Annotated in this window: 14 protein-coding genes and 1 pseudogene; 6 read left to right on the forward strand and 9 right to left on the reverse strand. The window is 74.0% G+C overall.

Annotated elements, in window-relative coordinates; translation table 11 throughout:
* Positions 1 to 11: 11 nt before the first annotated feature.
* The 4 genes from ABZ135_RS06505 to ABZ135_RS06520 are packed head-to-tail and all read right to left on the reverse strand — an operon-like array spanning position 12 to position 4,369.
* A complete protein-coding gene (locus tag ABZ135_RS06505) occupies positions 12 to 791 on the reverse strand; it encodes a CDP-alcohol phosphatidyltransferase family protein (protein ID WP_356692429.1) in 780 nt (259 codons plus the stop codon).
* Complete coding sequence (locus ABZ135_RS06510; protein WP_356692431.1) at positions 769 to 1,830, reverse strand: iron-containing alcohol dehydrogenase family protein; 1,062 nt, start codon at positions 1,828 to 1,830, stop codon at positions 769 to 771. Before ABZ135_RS06510 ends, ABZ135_RS06505 begins: the two co-directional genes overlap by 23 nt.
* Positions 1,818 to 2,567, reverse strand: coding sequence for a phosphocholine cytidylyltransferase family protein (locus ABZ135_RS06515; protein WP_356692433.1), 750 nt, complete (start codon positions 2,565 to 2,567; stop codon positions 1,818 to 1,820). Before ABZ135_RS06515 ends, ABZ135_RS06510 begins: the two co-directional genes overlap by 13 nt.
* Entirely contained in the window at positions 2,564 to 4,369 is a 1,806-nt protein-coding gene (locus tag ABZ135_RS06520; protein ID WP_356692708.1) for a DUF5941 domain-containing protein, read from the reverse strand. Before ABZ135_RS06520 ends, ABZ135_RS06515 begins: the two co-directional genes overlap by 4 nt.
* 417 nt (positions 4,370 to 4,786) lie before the next feature.
* On the opposite strand from ABZ135_RS06520, the gene ABZ135_RS06525 reads away from it, so the two are divergent.
* The 3 genes from ABZ135_RS06525 to idi all read left to right on the forward strand — a co-directional run bounded on the left by ABZ135_RS06525 (position 4,787) and on the right by idi (position 7,955).
* Positions 4,787 to 5,728 carry a cation diffusion facilitator family transporter gene (locus tag ABZ135_RS06525; protein WP_356692435.1) on the forward strand — a complete coding sequence of 314 codons (942 nt, stop codon included), beginning with the start codon at positions 4,787 to 4,789 and terminating at the stop codon, positions 5,726 to 5,728.
* Positions 5,729 to 5,948: 220 nt separating this feature from the next.
* Positions 5,949 to 7,205, forward strand: coding sequence for a bifunctional class I SAM-dependent methyltransferase/N-acetyltransferase (locus ABZ135_RS06530; protein ID WP_356692437.1), 1,257 nt, complete (start codon positions 5,949 to 5,951; stop codon positions 7,203 to 7,205).
* 141 nt (positions 7,206 to 7,346) lie between these two features.
* Positions 7,347 to 7,955 carry an isopentenyl-diphosphate Delta-isomerase gene (idi, locus tag ABZ135_RS06535; protein WP_356692439.1) on the forward strand — a complete coding sequence of 203 codons (609 nt, stop codon included), beginning with the start codon at positions 7,347 to 7,349 and terminating at the stop codon, positions 7,953 to 7,955.
* Positions 7,956 to 8,067: 112 nt separating this feature from the next.
* On the opposite strand, the pseudogene ABZ135_RS06540 reads toward idi, so the two are convergent.
* Positions 8,068 to 8,514: pseudogene (locus tag ABZ135_RS06540) on the reverse strand (ATP-binding protein); the annotation flags it as partial.
* A 142-nt stretch (positions 8,515 to 8,656) separates the two neighbouring features.
* Positions 8,657 to 9,400, reverse strand: coding sequence for a DUF308 domain-containing protein (locus tag ABZ135_RS06545; RefSeq protein WP_356692441.1), 744 nt, complete (start codon positions 9,398 to 9,400; stop codon positions 8,657 to 8,659).
* 64 nt (positions 9,401 to 9,464) lie between these two features.
* Between ABZ135_RS06545 and ABZ135_RS06550 the strand changes: the two genes are divergently transcribed.
* On the forward strand, positions 9,465 to 10,208 hold the full coding sequence (locus ABZ135_RS06550; RefSeq protein ID WP_356692443.1) for an enoyl-CoA hydratase-related protein: 744 nt from the start codon (positions 9,465 to 9,467) through the stop codon (positions 10,206 to 10,208).
* Positions 10,209 to 10,212: 4 nt separating this feature from the next.
* Here ABZ135_RS06550 and ABZ135_RS06555 read toward each other — a convergent pair whose 3' ends face one another.
* Together ABZ135_RS06555 and ABZ135_RS06560 are read right to left on the reverse strand one after the other, a co-directional pair.
* Complete coding sequence (locus ABZ135_RS06555; protein WP_356692445.1) at positions 10,213 to 10,857, reverse strand: DJ-1/PfpI family protein; 645 nt, start codon at positions 10,855 to 10,857, stop codon at positions 10,213 to 10,215.
* Positions 10,858 to 10,876: 19 nt separating this feature from the next.
* On the reverse strand, positions 10,877 to 11,923 hold the full coding sequence (locus ABZ135_RS06560; RefSeq protein WP_356692447.1) for a GlxA family transcriptional regulator: 1,047 nt from the start codon (positions 11,921 to 11,923) through the stop codon (positions 10,877 to 10,879).
* 932 nt (positions 11,924 to 12,855) lie between these two features.
* Here ABZ135_RS06560 and ABZ135_RS06565 point away from each other — a divergent pair.
* Both ABZ135_RS06565 and ABZ135_RS06570 read left to right on the forward strand, forming a co-directional pair.
* A complete protein-coding gene (locus ABZ135_RS06565; RefSeq protein WP_356692449.1) occupies positions 12,856 to 13,719 on the forward strand; it encodes a hypothetical protein in 864 nt (287 codons plus the stop codon).
* A 94-nt stretch (positions 13,720 to 13,813) separates the two neighbouring features.
* A complete protein-coding gene (locus ABZ135_RS06570) occupies positions 13,814 to 16,234 on the forward strand; it encodes a Tex family protein (RefSeq protein WP_356692451.1) in 2,421 nt (806 codons plus the stop codon).
* 197 nt (positions 16,235 to 16,431) lie between these two features.
* On the opposite strand, the gene ABZ135_RS06575 is transcribed toward ABZ135_RS06570, so the two are convergent.
* Positions 16,432 to 16,884, reverse strand: a complete 453-nt coding sequence (locus ABZ135_RS06575; protein ID WP_356692453.1) for an ester cyclase — start codon at positions 16,882 to 16,884, stop codon at positions 16,432 to 16,434.
* Between the last annotated feature and the right edge of the window lie 80 nt (positions 16,885 to 16,964).

Raw genomic sequence — 16,964 nt, forward strand, 5'->3', positions numbered from 1 at the left:
GACGGGCGCCCTCACTTCAGCCTGCTGGAGGCCAGGATCGACACCAGGTGCAGCACGGTCTGCAGCAGCGCGATGCCGGCCAGGACGGCGACGCCGAGCCGGGAGAGGAACAGGTCGCCCCGGATCTGGTCCCCGACGGCGAGGACCAGGATCAGCAGGGACGCCTCGATCCCCAGGATCAGGCGGTGGAACTTGAGCGCGGCGGCGGCGCGGCGGGCCAGCGCCATGCCGGAGGAGCGCGGCTCGGAGGCGGCCTCCTTGACCGGCGGCAGACCGCCCTGGTGGCGGGCGACGCCGACGAGGTCGGTCTCGGCCTTGATCAGGATGGCGCCGAGCGCGGCGAGGGTGCCGAGGAAGGCCCACAGCCAGTCGATGCGGCCGGACCCCCACAGGTCGGCGGCGCGCAGGCCGAAGCCGACGAGCACGGCCGCGTCGCAGAGGTACGCGCCGACCCGGTCCAGGTAGACGCCGCCGAGCGAGAACTGCTGCTTCCAGCGGGCCACCTCGCCGTCGACGCAGTCGAGCAGCAGGTAGAGCTGGACCATGAGCACGCCGAGCAGCGCCCCCGGGATGCCGGGGATCAGCAGCGCGGGGGCGGCGAGGACACCGGCGAGGGTCATCACGTACGTGAGCTGGTTCGGCGTGACCCTGGTGTTCACCAGGTGGCGGGTGATCCGCAGCGAGATCTCCCGCATGTACAGGCGGCCGCCCCAGTGTTCGCCGCTCCGCCGGTCCTTCACACCCGGCGGGTGGACGACCGGGCGGAGCTCAGCTACCGATGGCTTTTGCATAGTCGGCGTATGCGTCCCTGATCTCGTCGGCGGACAGGTCGAGGTGTTCGAGGATGGTGAAGCGGCCGGGCCGGGTCTGCGGGGCGAACTCCACCGCCCGTACGAACTCGTCGACGGTGAAGCCCATCTCCTCGGGCAGCACGGGCAGGCCGTGCCGCCGCAGGGTCTCCACCATCTGCGCGGACCCGTCGCGGGCGCCGCGCAGGTGCATGGCGAAGGCGGCGCCGAGGCCGCACTGCTCGCCGTGGCTGGCCGCCCGGGTGGGGTAGAGCAGGTCGAAGGCGTGGCTGATCTCGTGGCAGGCGCCCGAGGAGGGGCGGCTGTCGCCGCTGATCGACATGGCGATGCCGGACATCACCAGGCCCTCGGAGAGGGTGACGAGGAAGTCGTCGTCGCCGACGCCGCCGGGGTGGCGGAGCACCGCCTCGCCCGCGCTGCGGGCCATGGCGGCGGCCAGGCCGTCGACCTTCTCGCCGGTCTCGCGGTGGGAGAGCTCCCAGTCGGCGATCGCGGAGAGGTTGGAGATCGCGTCGCCGATGCCGGAGCGGACGAAGCGGATCGGCGCGTCCCGGATCACGTCGAGGTCGATGACCAGCGCGATCGGGGTCGGCACACCGTAGGAGCCGCGGCCGTTGTCGTTGTCCAGGGTGGAGATCGGCGAGCAGATGCCGTCGTGCGACAGGTTGGTGGCGATGGCGACGAGCGGCAGGCCGACCCGGGCCGCCGCGTACTTGGTCACGTCGATGATCTTGCCGCCGCCGAGCGCCACGACCGCGTCGTAGCGCTTGCCGCGCATGGCGTCGGCGAGCTTGACGGCCTCGTCGATGGTGCCGCCCGCGACCGGGTACCAGTCGGCGTCGGGGAGCTCGGCGGCGAAGCGGTCACGCAGTTTCAGGCCGGAGCCGCCGCTGATGGCGACGGCGATCCGCCCGTTGCTGGAGATCCGCCGGTCCGCGAGGAGCGCGGACAGGTCGTCCAGCGCTCCTCCGCGGATGTCGACGACGACCGGCGACGGAATGAGCCGGGTCAGTACTGGCACGCGATGTCACGGCCCTTCGCCAGGTCGTCGTGGTTGTCGATCTCCACCCACGAGACGTCGCCGATGGGCGCCACGTCGACGGTGAAGCCGCGGTTCACCAGCTCCTGGTAGCCGTCCTCGTAGTAGAGGTCGGGGTCGCGCTCGAAGGTGGTCTTCAGGGCGTCGGCGAGCTCCTCGGCGGCCTCGGCCTCGATGAGGGTGACACCGATGTACTCGCCGGTCGCGTCGGCCGGGTCCATCAGCTTCGTGATCTTCCGGACGCCCTTGCCCTCGGCGGTGACGACCTTCATCTCCTCGTCGGCGAGGTTCTTCACCGTGTCGAGGGCGAGGATGATCTTCCGGCCCTCGCCGCGGGCGGCGAGCAGGGTCTTCTCGACGGAGACGGGGTGGACGGTGTCGCCGTTGGCGAGGATCACACCGCGCTTGAGGACCTCACGCGCGCACCACAGGGAGTAGGCGTTGTTCCACTCCTCGGCCTTGTCGTTGTCGATGAGGGTCAGCTTCAGGCCGTACTTCGCCTCCAGGGCCTCCTTGCGCGCGTACACGGCCTCCTTGCGGTAGCCGACGACGATGGCGGCCTCGGTGAGGCCGACCTCGGCGAAGTTCTTCAGCGTGAGGTCCAGCACGGTGAGAGAACCGTCACCGGCGGGGTCCACGGGCACGAGGGCCTTCGGGAGCGTGTCGGTGTAGGGGCGCAGACGCCGTCCGGCACCGGCTGCCAGTACGAGGCCAATCATGCTGTCTCTCCTTCGTCATGTACGGCGGGTGCTCCGGAGGAGACCCAGAAGCGGACCGACTCCACGAGCACCACGAGGCCGACGGCGACCGCGAGAGCGGTGAGCGCCGAGGTGAAGTCGTTGCCGCGGCTCGCCGTCAGAGCGGCGAGCACGGCCACCACGAGCGTGCGTCCCTCGTGGCCGCCGATGGTGCGCACCAGCCAGGCCGGCGGCGCGCCGGCGTTGCCGCGGATGCGGTACACCGTGTCGTAGTGATGGTAGGCGACCGCCGCGACCAGCCCGAATGCGGCGGGCAGCGCCTGCGCGGAGTCGGCCTCGGCCGCCAGGATCAGGATCGTGGCGTACTCGGCGGCGCGGAAGACCGGCGGGACGAGCCAGTCGAGGGCGCCCTTGAGGGGGGCGGCGACGGCGAGGCCGGAGAGCAGCGCGTAGGCGACGGCGGCGCCCGCGACGGCCCAGCCGGGGCCGGTGAGGGCGGCGGTGACGAGCACGGCCGCCGCGCCGAGGGCAGCGAGGAGCGGCGCGAGGAATCCGGCGCGGGGACGGCGGGCGGTGATACGGGCCACGGCCCCGGCGAGCGGGCCCGTGTCCGCGAGGTCCGCCAGCGCCCGCGCCGCGCTGTCGGTGCGGGGGGCCTTGCGGGTGAGCGAACGCAGCAGGCGGCCGGCGGTGGTGTAGCAGGCGCCGAAGGCGCAGCCGATGATCAGGGCCCAGAAGACGATCCGGGGGCTGGTGACGGCGGTGAGGACGGCGATCATCGCCCAGCGTTCGCCGATCGGAAGGATGATCATGCGCCGGGCCCAGACGGTCCAGCCGACGTTGTCGAGCCGGTTGGACAGGGCGAGGCTGGTCTTGGCCGTGGCGCCCGCGCTCTGGGCGTTCGCCTCGTTGAAGGAGAAGTCCACGACATGCCGGCAGGTCATGAGGATCATCGCGGTCAGCGCGAGGAACCACACGTCGTCACCGCCGCGGGCGGCGCCGAGGGCGAGCCCGGCGTAGAAGGCGTACTCCTTGGCCCGATCGAAGGTGGCGTCCAGCCAGGCGCCCATCGTCGAGTACTGCAGGGAGTAGCGGGCGAGCTGGCCGTCGGTGCAGTCGAGGACGAAGGAGACCAGGAGCAGGACGCCGGCCGCGACGTACCCGGCGCGGTCGCCGGTGGCGGCGCAGCCGGCCGCGACGAGCGCGGTGAGCAGCGAGGCGGTGGTGACCTGGTTGGGGGTGAGGCCGCGGCGCGCGCACCAGCGGGCGATGTAGCGCGAGTACGGGCTGATGAAGAAGGTGGTGAAGAAGCCGTCGTGGGCCTTGACGGCGGAGCGCAGCCGTACGGCCTCCTCGTCGACGGCCTCGACGGCGGCGCGCGCCCGGTGGCGGCCCTCGGGGTCCTCGGGCACGGCGGCGACAAGGGTGCCGAGCTGCGGCCGGTGGACGGCGACGCCGTCGGCGTCGAGCGCGGCGGCGAGGGCGTCGGGCAGGCCCGTCCCGGCGGCGGGGGCGCCCGCGGGCACGGCGGCCCGGTCGAGCGCGCGGGCCAGGGCGGGCCGGGCCTCGGGCTGCGCGGTGAGAACGCCGGGCGCGGCGGCGGCCGGGAAGCGGGGGTCGGTGAGGGCGAGCCGCAGGGCGTGGAGGTGGCCGACGAAGCGGGGGTCCACGACGGCGACGCGCTGTCCGGCGGGGACGCCGGCGAGCAGGGTGCCCGTCTCGCGGGGGCCGGAGGCGACCTCGACGTGGAAGCCGAGGGACCGCAGATCGGCGTCGAGCGACGATCCGGGTACCGGCGGACCGGTGAGGATGGCGGTCGACAGGGCGAACTCACTCCTTGGAGCTGGCGGACGGGCCGGCGGGACCCACGGCACGGTCCCGGGCGCGGCGGTGCGGCCCGGCACCGGGCGGCGGCGCGTCGGCTGAGGCTATCGGATACGCCAAGCGCGAGTTCACCGAGGTTTCGCGGTACGGCCTCCCCCGGGCCGCCTCGCGTCCGCAGGGGTGCGCCGGGTGCTGTGGAGATCATCATGGGTGATCGGCGGCCCGGCCTCCAAACCGTGCCGGGAACCCTCCGGGCGCAGGGTTTCGGCCACGCCCGGTCCGGTCCGCATCACCGCAGGTCAGAGCATATGACAACGGTGTTCAGTGCCGTGTTGCGGATACCCCCCACCCGTAGTTCACTTGCGCATCGGAAGACACCACCGAGCACGTCGTCGACACGACCGGGAGGCCATGTCATGGGGGCTGGACACGACCACGGGCACAGCCACGGCGGGCCGCCGCCCAGCGGCACCGCGGCCCTGGCGTACCGGAACCGGCTGCGGATCGCACTCGGCATCACGCTCTCCGTGATGGTGATCGAGATCGTCGGCGGCATCCTCGCCGACTCGCTCGCCCTGATCGCCGACGCGGCCCACATGGCGACCGACGCGGTCGGCCTCGCGATGGCGCTGCTCGCGATCCACTTCGCCAACCGGCCGGCGTCGGCCAACCGCACCTTCGGCTTCGCGCGCGCCGAGATACTGGCGGCGCTGGCGAACTGTCTGCTGCTGCTCGGCGTCGGCGGCTATGTGCTGTTCGAGGCGATCCAGCGGTTCGTCGAGCCGGCCGAGACCCGCGGCGGCCTCGCCATCGCCTTCGCCGTGGTCGGTCTGGTCGCCAACATCGTCTCCCTCTCGCTGCTCATGCGCGGCCAGAAGGAGAGTCTGAACGTGCGCGGCGCCTATCTGGAGGTGCTCGCCGACGCGCTGGGCTCGGTGACGGTGATCGTCGCCGCGGGCGTGATCCTGCTCACCGGCTGGCAGTACGCGGACCCGATCGCCTCGATCGTGATCGGCCTGATGATCGTGCCGCGCACGGTGAAGCTGCTGCGGGAGACCCTGGACGTCCTCCTGGAGGCCGCCCCGAAGGGCGTCGACATGGCCGAGGTGCGGTCGCACATCCTGGCCCTGCCGGGCGTCGAGGACGTGCACGACCTGCACGCCTGGACGATCACCTCGGGGATGCCGGTGCTGTCCGCGCACGTGGTGGTGACCCAGGACACGCTGGACGCGATCGGTCACGAGAAGATGCTGCACGACCTCCAGGGCTGCCTGGGCTCGCACTTCGACGTGGAGCACTGCACCTTCCAGTTGGAGCCGGCCGGGCACGCCGAGCACGAGGCCAAGCTCTGCCTGTGACTGTTAGCCTGGCGGGGTCCGTACGCCGGTGACGTGCGCGCGGACCGGTGACGTGAGTGTGGAGAGGAGCTGAGGTTGATGACCGTCGCGAAGGAGGCTGCCCGCAGCGGCAGCGCCCGGTCGTCCCTCGACTCCCGGGTCTCCGGCTGACCTGATCCCGGTGCCGCGCGGCGGCACCTCTGACGTCGGCCGGGGCCCTCACACCCAAGGGTTTCCCACGTTGTCCGACAACAACAACGCTCTGTACGACGCCTTCTTCGCCCTGCACCACGGTCTTCCGCGGCAGGGCCCGGGCTCCGACACCACCACCCGCCGCCTGCTGGCCCTGGCCGGGCCGCTGCCCGCGCGTCCGCGCGTGCTCGACCTCGGCTGCGGTCCCGGCCGCTCCGCGCTGCTCCTCGCCGCCGAGGCGGGCGCCGAGGTGACCGCGGTCGACCTGCACGAGCCGTTCCTGGCCGAACTGCGGGAGGCCGCCGCCGCCCGCGGCCTCGGCGGACGGATCCGCACCCTGCGCGCCGACATGGGCGCGCTCGACGATCTGCCCGACGGCTCCTTCGACCTGGTCTGGGCCGAGAGCTCGGCCTACGCCATCGGCTTCGACCGGGCGCTGGCCGAGTGGCGCCGGCTGCTCGCCCCCGGCGGCACGCTCGTGCTCACCGAGTGCGAGTGGACCACCGACGAGCCGGGCCCCGTGGCCCGCGCCTTCTGGGAGCGGCACTACCCGCTCCGTACCACCGCCGGGAACACGGCCGCGGCGGTCGCCGCCGGCTATCACGTCCTCGGCACCGTCCCGCAGCCCGAGAGCGACTGGGACGCGTACTACGGCCCGCTGGCCGAGCGGGCCGCGGCCGCCGATCCGGCGGCGCCGGGGATGGCCGAGGCCCTGGCCGCCACCCGGGAGGAGCTGGAACTGCGCCGCGAGCACGGCGGCGACTACGGCTACACCGGATACGTCCTGCGTCCGGCCGATCCGCGCTGGCGGACCCGTGAGGAGACGGCGGCCGACCTCTCCCGCGTACGGGAGATCAACACGGCGGCCTTCGAGACCCCGGCGGAGGCCGCCCTGGTCGACGCCCTGCGCCAGGACCCGGGAGCCTGGCTCCCCGGCCTGTCGTACGTCGCGGAGGCCCCGGACGGCACGGTGGCGGCGTACGCGCTGATCACCCGCTGCCATGTCGACGGCGTCCCCGCGGCGGCGCTCGCGCCCGTCGCGGTGGCCCCGGCGTATCAGCGCACGGGCGCCGGGCAGGCCGTCGTGCGGGCCGTGCTCGACGCGGCGCGGCTGCGCGGCGAGCGGCTCGTCCTGGTGCTGGGCCATCCGGAGTACTACCCGCGGTTCGGGTTCGTACGTGCGTCCGCGTATGGGATCAAGCCAGCCTTCGCGGTGCCGGACGAGGTGATGATGGCGCTCGATCTCGGCGGTTCCGGGGCCGTGCCCCGGGGCACGATCGCGTATCCGGCGGCTTTCGGGGTCTGACAAGAGCGATGCTCCCGCCGCACCGGATGTACTCCGGTGCGGTGGGAGCGGCCATGTCCGGCCGCCGAAGTACGGACAAGCCGGTTTTGTACGGCAGACTGAGGTGGCCCCTCAGGGCGAGGACCGAAGCGAAGGATGGGTATGCCGACCACACCAGCCACCGTGGCCCACAGCTCCTCGAACGGCAGCCTGCCGGTCGCGGCCGAGGCGCCGATCTTGCTCGAACTGGTCGACGAGGACGGCGTCACGATCGGTACGGCGGAGAAGCTCGCCGCCCATCAGGCTCCGGGGCAGTTGCACCGGGCCTTCTCGGTCTTCCTCTTCGACGAGGCGGGGCGGCTGCTGCTCCAGCGGCGCGCCCTGGGCAAGTACCACTCCCCCGGTGTCTGGTCGAACACCTGCTGCGGTCACCCCTATCCGGGCGAGGCGCCGTTCGCGGCGGCCGCCCGGCGCACCTTCGAGGAGCTGGGTGTCTCGCCCTCGCTGCTCGCGGAGGCGGGGACGGTCCGCTACAACCACCCGGACCCGGCCTCGGGCCTGGTGGAGCAGGAGTTCAACCACCTCTTCGTCGGTCTGGTGCAGGCGGGCGTGCGGCCGGACCCGGAGGAGGTCGAGGAGACCGCCTTCGTGACCGCGGCCGAGCTCGCCGAGCGCCACGCGACCGCGCCGTTCTCCGCCTGGTTCATGACGGTGCTCGACGCGGCGCGTCCGGCGATCAAGGAGCTGACGGGTCAGTCCGGGGGCTGGTGAACTCGGGAAGTCCCGGCGCGGTGCCGGGCGGCGCTCCCGGCGCGGCGCCGGGCAGGGGCCCCGGCACCGTGCTCGGCAGCACCGGCCCGGTCGGCGCCCCGCCCGGGACGAACGGGTTCAGGGGCAGCGCCGCCCAGATGATCTTGCCGCCGCTCGCGGTGTGCTCGACGTCGCAGGCGCCGCCGGACTCCAGCGCGATCTCCCGGACGAGCAGCAGTCCGCGCCCGCCGGTCTGGCCCCAGTCCGCTTCCAGGGCCTTGGGGCGGTAGGGGTGGTTGTCCTCGACGGACACCCGGATCCACTCCGCCCCGATCGCCACCTCCACCGCTATCTCCGGGGAGAGCAGCGCGGCGTGCTTGACCGCGTTGGTGACCAGCTCGGAGACGATGAGAAGCAGTCCCTGGACGGTGTCGTCGTGGGCCGGGACACCCTGCCTGACGAGAAGGTCGCGGACGGCGTGCCGGGCCTGCGGCACGGAGACGTCGACCGCGGGAGCGGTGAACCGCCAGACCCCTTCGTAGGACGGTGGCCGGGCGGGGACGCTCCCGCGGCTCTCCATAGTCCGACTCCCGCCCTCGTGCTCGATTGTCGCCACAGGTCGAGTCTTGGGAATCCGGCGGTGCGGCTCGGGAAACTGACCAGAAGTCGACACCTATCGATCGACTTCTGATCGGGTGAGTATGCCAACGTCAGTTGTTCGACTACTCCTGATCCTCCGTTGACGACTTCGGAGGAGGGGCGGCCGGTGTGACCATACTGACGATACGGCGTCCCCCGATTCCCATCGCGATCAGGCCGAGACCGTCGAAGAGCAGCGCGAGCGAGAAGAACACCCCGAGCACGTACCGGCTGCTGTGCGGCCAGTCGAAGAGCACCAGCAGGCCGAGCAGCAGACCGAAGGCGCCCTGCAGCAGGGTCCAGCCGAACTGCGGCCCGCGCACCACCGCGCTGCCGACCAGGCGGAACACCCCGCCGGTCAGGAAGAGGAGGGCCGCGAACATGGTCAGCGCCTCGGCGGAGCCCTCCGGGTGCCGGACGACGACCACACCGGCCGCGATGTTCAGGGCGGCGACCACCACGGCGAGCCAGAAGTAGTTGCTGCCGCGCGACTCGACGGCGTGCAGCAGACCGACGACTCCGCCGATCAGCAGCAGCCAGCCGAAGAGCAGCATGGAGGTCAGCGTGGCGACACCGGTGTAGATCAGACCGACGATGCCGGCGAGCGCGAGCAGCAGTCCGAGGGCGGCCAGCCGGCCGAAGCCACGGCTGAGCCTCCTGCCCTCGCGGTTCAGCTCGTCCCTGGGGTCGTCCCTCGTGCCGGCCGTCGTGCCGGCCGTCGTACCGACCGTCGGGCGGGCCGTCGGGCGGGCCGTCGGACCGTGCCTGCCGTGCGGCGGCCTGTCCTGCGGGGGCGTGTCCTGCGGGGGCGTGTCCTTGCGGGCCATCGGCGTCTCCTCTCGCACCCCCTTCTTGATCGTACGGAGCGGGGGCCCGGATAGCATCCGGCGCATGGAGCCGCACCTGACCGTCAGCGTCGCCGACGAGGTCGCCACCGTCGTCATCGCGAACCCCGCCAAGCGCAACGCCATGACCGCCGGCATGTGGCGGTCCCTGCCCGGCCTGCTCGCCCCGCTCGCCGCCGACCCCGCGGTGCGCGCCCTCGTGCTGACCGGTGCGGGCGAGACCTTCTGCGCCGGGGCCGACATCTCGACCCTGCGCGAGCCGGGCGACGAGCAGCAGGCCCTCGCGGTCCGTGCCGAGGAGGCGCTCGCCGCCTTCCCCAAGCCGACCCTCGCCGCGATCCGCGGCTACTGCGTCGGCGGCGGCAGCCAGCTCGCCGCCGCCTGCGACCTGCGCTTCGCCGAGGAGGGCGCCCGCTTCGGGGTGACCCCGGCCAAGCTCGGCATCGTCTACCCCGCCTCCTCCACCCGGCGCCTCGCCGCGCTGGTGGGACCCTCGACCGCCAAGTTCCTGCTGTTCTCCGGCGAACTCGTCGACACGGAGCGGGCGCTGCGCACCGGGCTCGTCGACGAGGTGCATCCGGCGGGTGAACTCGACAAGCGGGTCGCGGAGTTCACCCGTACCCTCGTCTCCCGCTCCCTGCTCACCCAGGCCGCGGCCAAGGAGTTCGCCGACGGGCGCACCGACCGGGACGCGCACTGGGCCGAGCAGGCGCGCGGCAGCGGCGACACCGCCGAGGGTGTCGCCGCCTTCCTCGAACGCCGCGCCCCCCGCTTCACGTACGGGCGCTGACCGGTCACGGCTCCTGGACGAGGACCTTCTCCGCCTGAGCGCGCCAGCGGGCGACGATCGCGGCCGGGGCCTTGTCGGGCGAGCCCGCGTCGTACGGCGGCTGCGGGTCGTACTCGGTGAGCAACTGGACGGTCTGCGCGGTCTCGTCGCCGCCGATGCGGCCGAGCAGGTGCAGTGCCATGTCGATACCGGAGGAGACCCCGGCGGCCGTGACGTACTTGCCGTCGAAGACGACGCGCTCGCCGGTCGGTTCGGCGCCCAGCGGGGCGAGCTCGTCCAGCGCGAGCCAGTGGCTGGTGGCGCGGCGGCCCGTGAGCAGCCCCGCCCCGCCGAGGATCAGGGATCCGGTGCACACGGAGGTGGTCCAGGTGCTGGTGGCGTCGGCGGCGCGCAGCCAGGCGAGGATCTCCGGGTCGTGCATGGCCTCGCGCGAGCCCGGTCCGCCGGGGACGAGCACGATGTCGGGCCGGGGCACGTCCCCGAGCGCCCGGTCGGCGACGAGCGCGAGGCTCCCCTGGTCGTTCCGTACGGGCCCGGGCTCCTTGCCGACGAAGACGGCCTCGGCGCCGGGGAGGCGGCCGAGGAGCTCGTACGGGCCGATGGCGTCCAGCGAGGTGAAGCGGTCGTAGAGGAGGACGGCGATCTGCACGACGGTGGTCCTTTCCTGATCAGACGACGGGGGCCTGGATGACGGGTGCGGGGGTGAGGGGGGCGGGGGTGAGGGGGGCCTGGGAGACGGGTGCGGGGGTGAGGGGGGCGTGGAAGCGGCGCCGGTAGTCGGCCGGGGCGGTGCCGAACGCCTTGACGAAGGCGCGGCGCATCGCCTCCGGGGTGCCGTATCCGGAGGCGCGGGCGACCTCCTGGACGCCCTGGACGGACTCCTCCAGGAGCCTGCGGGCGTGTTCGAGGCGTACGCGGTCGACGAAGCGGCCCGGTGTCGTGCCGGTCTCGGCATGGAAGGCGCGCGCGAAGTGGCGGGGCGAGAGTCGGGCTCGGGCGGCGAGGGCCTCGACCGACAGGTCCGCGTCGGGGTGCTCGGCGATCCAGTGCTGGAGGTCCCGCAGCGGTGCGCGGCGGGCGGTCTGCGCGGCCAGTTGGGCGCTGAACTGCGCCTGGTTGCCGGGCCTGCGCAGGAAGACGACCAGGTGGCGGGCGACGGTGAGGGCGGCGTCGCGGCCGAGGTCCTCCTCCACCAGCGCGAGCGCGAGGTCGATGCCCGCGGTCACCCCGGCGGAGGTGGACAGCCGCCCGTCCCGCACGAAGATCGGGTCGGGGTCGACGTCGACCTCCGGGTAGCAGCGGGCGAGGTGGTCGCAGGCGATCCAGTGCGTGGTGGCGCGGTGGCCGTCGAGCAGCCCGGCCTCCGCGAGCAGCAGCGCACCGGTGCACACCGACACCAGCCGCTGTGCGGCCGGGGCGTGGGCGCGCAGCCAGTCGACGAGCGCGGGGACGGGTGCCCGGGTCCCCTCGCCGCCGGGGACGAGCAGGGTGTGCGGGGGCCCGTCGGCGACCGCCTCCGCGAGCGTGGTGTCGGGCAGCAGCCGCAGCCCGCTCGACGAGCGGACGGGCCCGCCGTCGAGGGAGGCGGTCCGGATCGGATAACCGCCCCGCCGCCCGGCGAGCCGGCCGGCACCGGCGAAGACCTCGACGGGGCCGGTGACATCGAGGCTCTGCACGTCGTCGAAGAGGACGACGAGGACGGGTCGCTGCGTCATGCCCTCATCCTTCGCGGCGGCACGCATGGCCGCAATGACGAGGTCCCCACCTTTCCTGCCATGGCCCGAGGGGCGGCGCCATCGTTTGGTGCGGTGCTCCGCGGGCTGTGGGGGGCCGGGCGCGGGCGGGGCGGCGACGCCGGGGCGGACCTGCCGAAGGGCAGGCCCTCCGCAGGCCGGGGCGGCGCCGGGGTGCACCCGCTTCCGGGGCCGACCCGGGCCGGCAGGTCGGCGGGTCGGCGGGTCGGCGCAGACCGGAGCGGCACCGAGGCCGCACCCGCTTCCGGGGCAGGCACCCGGCGGGCTGCCGCAGGCCAGGGGGGCGCCGGGGCAGGCACCCCGGACAAACCCCGGCCCGGGACGGTCCCCGCAGACCGGGTCCGGAGCGGTCCGGGGGCGGACCTGCCGAAGGGCAGGCCCTCGCAGGCGGGGGCGGCGCCGGGGCCGCACCCGCCGGGGCAGGCCCGGGTGGCCGATCCCGGCCCGGCGGGTCGGCCCAGGCCGGAGCGGCACCGGGGCGGCGGCGGGGCAGGCATCCCGGGCCGACCCCGGCCCGGGACTGTTCCCGCAGACCGGGTCCGGAGCGGTCCGGGCCGGACCCGCCGAAGGGCAGGCCCTCGCGGGCCGGAGCGGCGCCGAGGTACACCCGCTTCCGGGGCAGGCCCGGGTGGCCAATCCCGGCCCGGCGGGTCGGTCCAGGCCGGAGCGGCACCGGGGCGGCGCCAGGGCCGCACCCGCGGCCGGGGTAGGCACCTGGGGACCACCCGGGCCGGACGGGCCGCCGCAGGCCGGACCGGGGCCGGGGCGGATCCGCCGCCCGGCAGGGCCCCGCAGGCCAGGGTCCGGAGCGGTCGGGGCGCGCCCGTCGTCGGGCGGGTCGGGGTGGCACCCGGGATTCACGGCGTACCGACCGGTAGGTAAGGTGCGGCTTCATGACGAATCTGCCGCCCCGCGCGGGCCGCCGCTGCGCCCATCCGGTGAACATGCTGCACGCGACGCTGTTCTTCTCGCCCGACCTGGACACCGAGTTCCAGCGGATCGGGATCACGGACCAGAGCGCCGCGCGGCTGGCCGCGCGCAGCGCCCCGCTCGGGGCCGTCGGCGCCGGAACGGTCGCCGCGACGTTCTACAACTACAACCACGCCTTCCTCGCCCGGCACCTGCCCGCCGTCTGGGAGACCGCCTCCCCCGCCGCCGTCCTCGACGCCCGGCTGCGGGCCGCGGACGCCACCCTGCGCCGGCTGCTCGGGGAGGAGGCCGTCGCCTCTCCCGAGATGGCGGAGGCGGCCGAGCTCGCCCTGCGCGCCACCGAGGGCTGCACCCGGCACGCCCGCCCGCTGTACGCCGGCAACGCGGACCTGCCGGTGCCGGACGCCCCGCACCTGCGGCTCTGGCACGCCACGACGCTGCTGCGCGAGCACCGCGGGGACGGCCACCTGGCGGCCCTGCTGAGCGCGGGGCTCGACCCGGTGGAGGCCCTGGCCAGCCACACCGCCACCGGCCGCGGCATGGCGCCGCGCTGGGTCCTCGGCACCCGCGGCTGGCGGCGCGCCGATTGGGACGCGGCCGTGGAGCGGCTGCGCGGGCGCGGGCTGCTCGACGCGGACGGCGCGCTCACCGAGGCGGGCGCGGCGCTGCGCGAGGCCCTGGAGGACGAGACGGACCGGCTGGACGCCGCCCCGTACGAGCACCTGGGCGCGGACGGCACGGCCCGGCTCGCCGAGCTCACCAAGGGTTTCCTGGTGACGGCGGTCGGCGCGGGCGCCTTCCCGGCGGATCTCACCGGCACGGCGTGACGGACGGGAGGCGGGTCGGTTGCCGCGTACGGGTGACCGACCCGGCAGAATGCTTCCCGCAAGCTTGAGGCACGAGAAGGCGGGTCGGGACATCGTGACGACGTCCATCGAGGCAAGGATCGCCGAGGAGCTCGGCGTACGCGAGCGACAGGTGAGGGCGGCCGTCGAGCTGCTCGACGGCGGTTCCACCGTGCCGTTCATCGCGCGCTACCGCAAGGAAGCGACGGAGATGCTCGACGACGCGCAGCTCCGCACGCTGGAGGAGCGGCTGCGGTATCTGCGCGAGCTGGAGGACCGGCGGACCGCCGTCCTCGACTCCGTACGCGAACAGGGCAAGCTGACGCCGGAGCTGGAGGCGCGGATCCGGGCCGCCGACACCAAGGCGCGTCTCGAGGACATCTATCTGCCGTTCAAGCCGAAGCGGCGGACCAAGGCGCAGATCGCCCGCGAGGCCGGTCTGGAGCCGCTGGCCGACGGGCTGCTCGCCGACCCGTCGGTGGAACCGCTCGCCGCCGCGGCCGCGTTCGTCGACGCCGGCAAGGGCGTCGCGGACCCGGCGGCCGCCCTGGAGGGCGCGCGGGCCATCCTCACCGAGCGGTTCTCGGAGGACGCCGACCTGATCGGCGAGCTGCGCGAGCGCATGTGGGGCCGGGGCCGGCTGGTGGCCAAGGTCAAGGAGGGCAAGGAGGAGGCGGGCGCGAAGTTCGCCGACTACTTCGACTTCGCCGAGCCGTTCACCGCGCTGCCCTCGCACCGGATCCTCGCCATGCTGCGCGGCGAGAAGGAGGACGTCCTCAGCCTGGAGCTGGAGCCGGAGGAGCCCTCCGAGACCCCGGGCACCTCCTCGCCGGGCGCCTCCTCGTCGTACGAGCCGATCATCGCGCACCGCTTCGGCGTGGCCGACCGCGGCCGCCCCGGCGACAAGTGGCTCCTGGACACCGTCCGCTGGGCCTGGCGGACCCGGATCCTGGTCCACCTCGGGATCGACCTGCGGCTGCGGCTGCGGACGGCCGCCGAGGACGAGGCCGTGCGGGTCTTCGCCGCGAACCTGCGCGACCTGCTGCTCGCCGCGCCGGCCGGGACGCGGGCCACCCTGGGCCTCGACCCCGGTTTCCGTACGGGCGTGAAGGTGGCCGTGGTGGACGCGACCGGCAAGGTCGTCGCCACGGACACGATCCACCCGCACGTCCCGGCCAACCGGTGGGACGAGTCGCTCGCGAAGCTGGCCCGGCTCGCGAAGGAGCACGCGGTCGAGCTGGTCGCCATCGGTAACGGCACCGCGTCCCGCGAGACGGACAAGCTCGCCGGTGAACTCATCGCGAAGCACCCCGAGTTGAACCTGACGAAGGTGATGGTGTCCGAGGCGGGCGCCTCGGTCTACTCCGCCTCCGCCTTCGCCTCCCAGGAACTGCCCGAGCTGGACGTGTCGTTGCGCGGCGCGGTGTCCATCGCCCGCCGGCTCCAGGACCCGCTCGCCGAGCTCGTGAAGATCGACCCGAAGTCGATCGGCGTCGGCCAGTACCAGCACGACCTGTCCGAGGTGAAGCTCTCGCGCTCCCTCGACGCGGTCGTCGAGGACTGTGTGAACGGCGTCGGCGTCGACGTCAACACGGCGTCCGTGCCGCTGCTTTCGCGGGTCTCCGGCATCGGCGCCGGCCTCGCCGAGAACATCGTGGCCCACCGCGACGCCCACGGTCCCTTCCGCTCCCGCCGCGCCCTGAAGGACGTGGCCCGGCTCGGCCCGAAGGCGTACGAGCAGTGCGCGGGCTTCCTGCGGATCCGCGGCGGCGACGACCCGCTGGACGCGTCGGCGGTGCACCCGGAGGCGTACCCGGTGGTGCGCCGCATGGTGAAGGCGACGGGGGGCGACGTCGCCGCTCTGATCGGCAACACCGGGGTGCTGCGCTCGCTGCGCGCGGACGACTACGTCGACGAGACCTTCGGTCTGCCGACGGTCACCGACATCCTGAAGGAGCTGGAGAAGCCGGGCCGCGACCCGCGCCCCGCGTTCCGGACGGCCACCTTCAAGGAGGGCGTGGAGAAGATCTCCGACCTGTCCTCCGGGATGATCCTGGAGGGGGTCGTCACCAACGTGGCCGCGTTCGGCGCGTTCGTCGACATCGGCGTCCACCAGGACGGTCTGGTGCACGTCTCGGCGATGTCGAAGAACTTCGTCAAGGACCCCCGGGACGTGGTGAAGCCGGGTGACGTGGTGCGGGTGAAGGTCCTCGACGTCGACATCCCGCGCAAGCGGATCTCCCTGACGCTCCGCCTCGACGACGAGGCCAAGACCGGCGCCTCCGAGGCCCCGGGCGGCGGCGAACGCGCGCCGCGCCGCGAACGGGGCGGGCGCCCCCCGCAGCAGCGCCGCGCGGGCGGCGGTGCCGGTACCGGTGGCGACCGCAACCGGGGCCAGTCCGCCCCGGCCCCCGCCAACAGCGCGATGGCCGACGCCCTGCGGAAGGCCGGCCTCCTGAACGAGGGCGGGGGCAGCGGCAAGCGGCGCGGGCGCTGACCTGTCGCTGAGGCGCCGCACCGAGGTGCGACGGTGCGGCGCCGGGCGGGACGCGGCCGGCCACCGCCTACGCCCGTACGGCGCCTCTCGCGGCATGGCCGCGCCACTGCGGCGGCTGGGCGCCTCGGTGCGGCCGGGCGGGCCGCCGACGAGACACGCAGGTGGGCGCAGGCCCGGCCGAGAAGCCGGGCGCCTCGTCATCGCCCCGCTCGCGACGCGGCCGCGGATCTGATCGCCGTGAGGTCGATGCCGGCCTGCGCGCACAGCGTGGCCAGGTCGAAGTAGATCGTCTCGCCGGCCATCCGGCCCTCCCGGAAGGGGGCGACGTTCGCGAAGGGCACCTCGAAGGTGCCGCCGCTCGGTGGGACGCCCAGCCAGTCGCCGCCGCTGGTGCCGCGCAGCGTCCCCCAGACCACGATGACGTCGTCCCCGAAGGCGCGCCCCCGGTCGTCGGGCTGGAGGTCCGGGAAGGCGGTGAAGTAGCCCTGGTACGCGGCCCGCGCGGCGGCGTGGCCCTCGCTGCGCAGGCCCAGGGCGGCGGTCTCCAGGTAGCAGTCGGGCACGAAGGTGGCGAGGATGGCGTCGTAGTCGCGGGCGGCCTCGGCGGCCCGGTGGGTCTCGAACAACCGGATCATCTCGTCGCGGTCCATGACGCGCCGTCCCGTCCTGCCGACGTCGCCCCCTCCCCCGATTCTACGAACGGGCCGGGCCCCCGGCGACGGCGCGCGAC

This window comes from Streptomyces sp. NPDC006339, from assembly GCF_040612775.1.
In the GTDB taxonomy this organism is placed as follows: Bacteria; Actinomycetota; Actinomycetes; order Streptomycetales; family Streptomycetaceae; genus Streptomyces.